Below are 4,194 nucleotides of genomic sequence, written 5' to 3'. Positions count from 1 at the left end.
GCCACCGTCTCGTCGGGATCGTCGAGCGCGACGATCGCCAGCGCGGCGCTCGCTTCCTCACTCACGATGGTCGCCCCGGCGCGCTCGAGCAGCCGCCTTTTGGCGTCCGCCGCGTCGCCTTCGCCGATCAGCATCACCGGCCGCCCCGCCAGCCGGAGGAACACCGGCAGGCTGTGCAGGTTCACGCGGTCAGCCACTCGGGGACATGCTCCTCGCTCATTACCCGATAGGCGGGAATGCGCTCGGCGACGACGGCATAGCGATCGCCGTCGACCATCACTTCGGGCACCAGGGCGCGGCTGTTGTAGGTCGACGCCATGGTCGCGCCATAAGCGCCGGCCGTGCGGAAGACGGCGAGGTCGCCTTCCTTGACCTTGTCGATCTCGCGCGCCTTGGCGAAGGTATCGCCGCTCTCGCAGACCGGGCCGGCGATATTGGCGACGAAGCGTTCGCCATTGGGCTTCACCGCGACGAAATCGTGCCAGGCGTCGTAGAGCGCCGGTCGCGCGAGGTCGTTCATCGCCGCGTCGACGATCACCCAGGGATTGCTCGGCGACGGCTTGACCCAGATCACCTGAGTCAACAGCACCCCGGCATTGCCCGCGATGACGCGGCCGGGCTCGAACATCAATTCGACGTCCCAATCGCGCGTGACGCGCGCGACCATCTCGCCATAAGCGGCGGGGCTCTCGGGCTTGTCCTCGGCCCGATAGGCGACGCCGAGCCCGCCGCCCAGGTCGACGCGGTCGATACGATGGCCGGCGGCGCGCAGTTCGGCGACGAGCTGGCCGATGCGTCGATAGGTCGCCTCCATCGGTGCGACGCTCAAGAGCTGGCTGCCGATATGCGAGGCGACGCCCCGCAGCTCCAGCCCCGGCAGCTTGGCCAGCCGCGCGTAGATGGCCGGCGCATCGACGATCGCGACGCCGAACTTGTTGTCCGCCTTGCCGGTCGAGATCTTGGCGTGGGTGCCGGCATCGATGTCGGGATTGACCCGCAGTACGCACGGCGCCTTGACGCCCCGCGCCGCCGCGATCTCGGATAGCGCGACACCCTCGGCCTCATGCTCCAGATTGAACTGGCCGATGCCGCGGTCGAGCCCCTGCGTCAGCTCGGCGCGCGTCTTGCCGACGCCCGAGAATACCACGTCCCTGGCCGGCATGCCGGCGGCTAGCGCGCGCTCGAGCTCGCCGCCCGAGACGACATCGGCGCCATAACCGGCATTGGCCATGACGCGCAGCACCGCGAGATTGGGATTGGCCTTGATCGCGTAAGCGAGGTGGATCCGCGGCACGCTTTTGAGGCCGTCGCGGAACGCTATCGCATGGCGCTCGAAGGTACGGCGCGAATAGATATAGACGGGGGTGCCCACCTCGGCGGCGATGCGCGCCATGGGAACGTCTTCGGCGTAGAGCTCGCCGTTCTTCAGGTTGAAATCGTCCATGAGACTCAGTTTGCGGGAGGGAGGTCGAATTCATTGCCCTGGCGCTCTTCCGAACTGGTCAGCAACTCGTCGCTGCGTTCGGGGCGCGCCTGGGTCGAGGCGGTAAGGAGCTGAGGCGGCGTCGGCGTCGCTTGCGCCCCGAACGGCGCCACCGGGAGCGCCTTGCCCGCGGCCGGTTTCAAATCGCGCGCGGCCCCACAGGCCGACAGCGCGAGAACCAGGCCGAGGATGACGATCCGTTTCACTTCTTTTCTCCCGCGCGTGCGGCCTTAGCCGCAGCGATCGCCTCGCGCACCCGGACCGGTGACGTGCCGCCCAGGCTGGTGCGGCTCGCGACCGAGGCGTCGACGCTCAGCACATCATAGACGCGTTCGTCGATCCGCGCATCGATCGCTTTCAACGTCTCGACGGGCAATTTGTCCAGGCCCATGCCGGCATCCTCCGCCGCCTTGACCGCGCGCCCGGTGACGTGGTGCGCCTCGCGGAACGGCAGGCCCGCCTCGCGCACCAGCCAGTCGGCGAGATCGGTCGCGGTGGCGAAGCCCGATTCGGCGAGACCGCGCATGCGATCGGTGCGGAACGTCGCGCTCTCGACCATCCCGGTCATCGCCGCGATCGAGAGCGCCAGCAGGTCGTGCGCCTCGAACACCGGCGGTTTGTCGTCCTGCATGTCCTTCGAATATGCGAGCGGCAGGCCCTTCATCGTCACCGACAAAGCGGTCATGCAGCCCATGATCCGCCCGGCATGGCCGCGGACCAGCTCGGCGGCGTCGGGATTTCGCTTCTGCGGCATGATCGAGCTGCCGGTCGACCATTGGTCGGACAGCGACACGAAGCCGAACGGCTGCGACGCCCAGATCACGAATTCCTCGGCCAACCGGCTGAGGTGCAACGAACATTGTGTCGCCGCCATCAGATAATCGAGCGCGAAGTCGCGGTCGCTGACCGAATCGAGCGAATTGGTAGTCGGCCCGTCGAAGCCTAGCGCTTTCGCCGTGGCGTCTCGATCGAGCGGAAAGCTGGTGCCGGCCAGCGCGGCGGCGCCGAGCGGGCAGCGGTTCATCCGCGCGCGATTGTCGGCGAAGCGGCTGTGGTCGCGCGCGATCATGTCGTGATAGGCCATAAGATGATGGCCGAGTGTGACCGGCTGCGCAGACTGGAGATGGGTGAAGCCGGGCATCACCGCATCGGCATGCTCTTCCGCGCGCGCAATCAAGGCGTCCTGGAGCTCGCCAAGGGCAGCATGGACCTGGTCGATCGCGTCGCGCACCCAGAGACGGAAATCGGTCGCGACCTGGTCGTTGCGCGAGCGCGCGGTGTGGAGGCGTCCGGCGACCGGCCCGACCTTCTCGGCCAGCCGCGCCTCGGTCAGCATGTGGATGTCCTCGAGCGTCAGGTCGTCGGGCACGCCGTCGCGGGCATAATCCTCGGCGACCGCGTCGAGTCCCTCGGCGATCGCGGCGACATCTTCCGCCTGCAGGATGCCTTGCGCGCCGAGCATCGCGACATGCGCCTTCGATCCGGCGATGTCCTGCCGCCACAAGCGCTTGTCGAACGGGATCGAGGCATTTATCTCGCGCATCACCGCAGCCGGTCCCTCCGCGAACCGTCCGCCCCACATCGCGTTCGAGGTTTGCTTGCGCTCTATCGTACTTCTCCTGGCGGCTACCGCGCTGATCGGCGGCTGCGATAGGCCGTCCGTCCCCAAGGGGCAAGCGAACGAAACCGCCGCGCTCCCGACGCTCGACGAAGCGGCCAATATGGCGCCCGCGCCGTCCTCCTCGCCCGACACCGGGGTCGACGTGATCGGCAAGCTGGTGCGCGACCACAAGGGGGATGCCGCGCCCAAAGCGGGTTTCACCGGTCCCGACGGCAAGCCGCTGACGCTGGCCAGCTTCGCCGGCAAGCCGGTACTGCTCAACTTGTGGGCGACGTGGTGCGGGCCGTGCAAGGCGGAGATGCCCACGCTCGACAAGGTCGCCGGCGAAGGCAAATTGCAGGTGGTGACGATAAGCCAGGACCTCGACGGCAAGGCTGCGGTCGATCCCTATCTTGCCAAGGCGGGGCTCAAGTCGGTCAAGGGCTATACCGACAAGGAGCTCAACATGTCGCAGGCGTTCGGCAATCCCAGCCTGCCGACGACGATCCTCTACGATTCGTCGGGCAAGGAAGTGTGGCGGATGCTCGGCGGCATGGACTGGGCCAGCCCGACCGCGCGCGCCTTGCTGGCGGAAGCGAAATAAAGCCGGCGTCCCGCCTGGGACACCGGCCTGGAATAAATGCCCCCTCCGCCGGTTTCCGGGGAGGGGCTGAGGCTTCATTTCTTCAGCGCGTTGGCCATGTCGAGATGCTTCTGCACGACGGGGGCGATCTCGCCGGCCGCCGCTTTCAGGCTCGGCGTGTCGCCATTGTCGGCATAGTTCTTCATCAGCGACAGCGCGTCCTGGTGCGCCGAGATCTGGTTGTCGACATAGGCCTTGTCGAAATCCGCGCCCTTCAGCTTGCCGAGATCGTCGAGCTTCGACTGCAGGTCGCTGGTCAGCGTCGGATCGGGCTTGATCGCGGGCGAGGCCTTGGCGGCGGCGGCCTTGATCTTGGCGGTCGAGGCGGTGTGCGCCTCGATCATCGTCGCGGCGAACGATTTGACGCCTGCGGAGGCGGCATTGGTCTTGGCGAGCTTGGCGGCGGCGATCTCGAACGCGTCGCTCTTGGCGGCCTTGTCGGCGAATTCCTGGCCGGTCGGCGTCGGG

The 4,194-nt window shown here is 67.4% G+C and carries 5 protein-coding genes and 1 pseudogene; 1 reads left to right on the top strand and 5 read right to left on the bottom strand.

The annotated features are described in order from the left end of the window. The 4 genes and pseudogenes from ACTHJR_RS04290 to argH all read right to left on the bottom strand — a co-directional run. Positions 1 to 185: pseudogene (locus ACTHJR_RS04290) on the bottom strand (siroheme synthase); the annotation flags it as partial. Next, positions 182 to 1,444 (bottom strand): diaminopimelate decarboxylase, encoded by a 1,263-nt coding sequence (lysA, locus tag ACTHJR_RS04285; RefSeq protein ID WP_440521887.1) that lies wholly within the window; start codon positions 1,442 to 1,444, stop codon positions 182 to 184. The pseudogene ACTHJR_RS04290 and the gene lysA, both read right to left, overlap by 4 nt. Before the next feature lie 5 nt (positions 1,445 to 1,449). Beyond that, on the bottom strand, positions 1,450 to 1,689 hold the full coding sequence (locus tag ACTHJR_RS04280; RefSeq protein WP_440521886.1) for a hypothetical protein: 240 nt from the start codon (positions 1,687 to 1,689) through the stop codon (positions 1,450 to 1,452). After that, positions 1,686 to 3,065 (bottom strand): argininosuccinate lyase, encoded by a 1,380-nt coding sequence (argH, locus tag ACTHJR_RS04275; protein WP_440521885.1) that lies wholly within the window; start codon positions 3,063 to 3,065, stop codon positions 1,686 to 1,688. Before argH ends, ACTHJR_RS04280 begins: the two co-directional genes overlap by 4 nt. A 16-nt stretch (positions 3,066 to 3,081) precedes the next feature. On the opposite strand from argH, the gene ACTHJR_RS04270 reads away from it, so the two are divergent. Further along, the gene (locus ACTHJR_RS04270) at positions 3,082 to 3,687 is read left to right on the top strand and encodes a TlpA family protein disulfide reductase (protein ID WP_440521884.1); all 606 of its coding nucleotides are present in this window, start codon (positions 3,082 to 3,084) and stop codon (positions 3,685 to 3,687) included. A gap of 74 nt (positions 3,688 to 3,761) precedes the next feature. Here the strand turns inward: ACTHJR_RS04270 and ACTHJR_RS04265 are convergent. Next, positions 3,762 to 4,194, bottom strand: a 433-nt coding sequence (locus tag ACTHJR_RS04265; RefSeq protein WP_440521883.1) for a DUF4142 domain-containing protein, incomplete at its 5' end; no start/stop codon positions are given.

It is taken from the genome of Sphingomonas sp. (genome assembly GCF_051962185.1).
Classification (GTDB): domain Bacteria; phylum Pseudomonadota; class Alphaproteobacteria; order Sphingomonadales; family Sphingomonadaceae; genus Sphingomonas.
The sequence above is the reverse complement of the archived record's forward strand: the minus strand, read 5'-3'. Positions and strand labels throughout refer to the sequence as shown.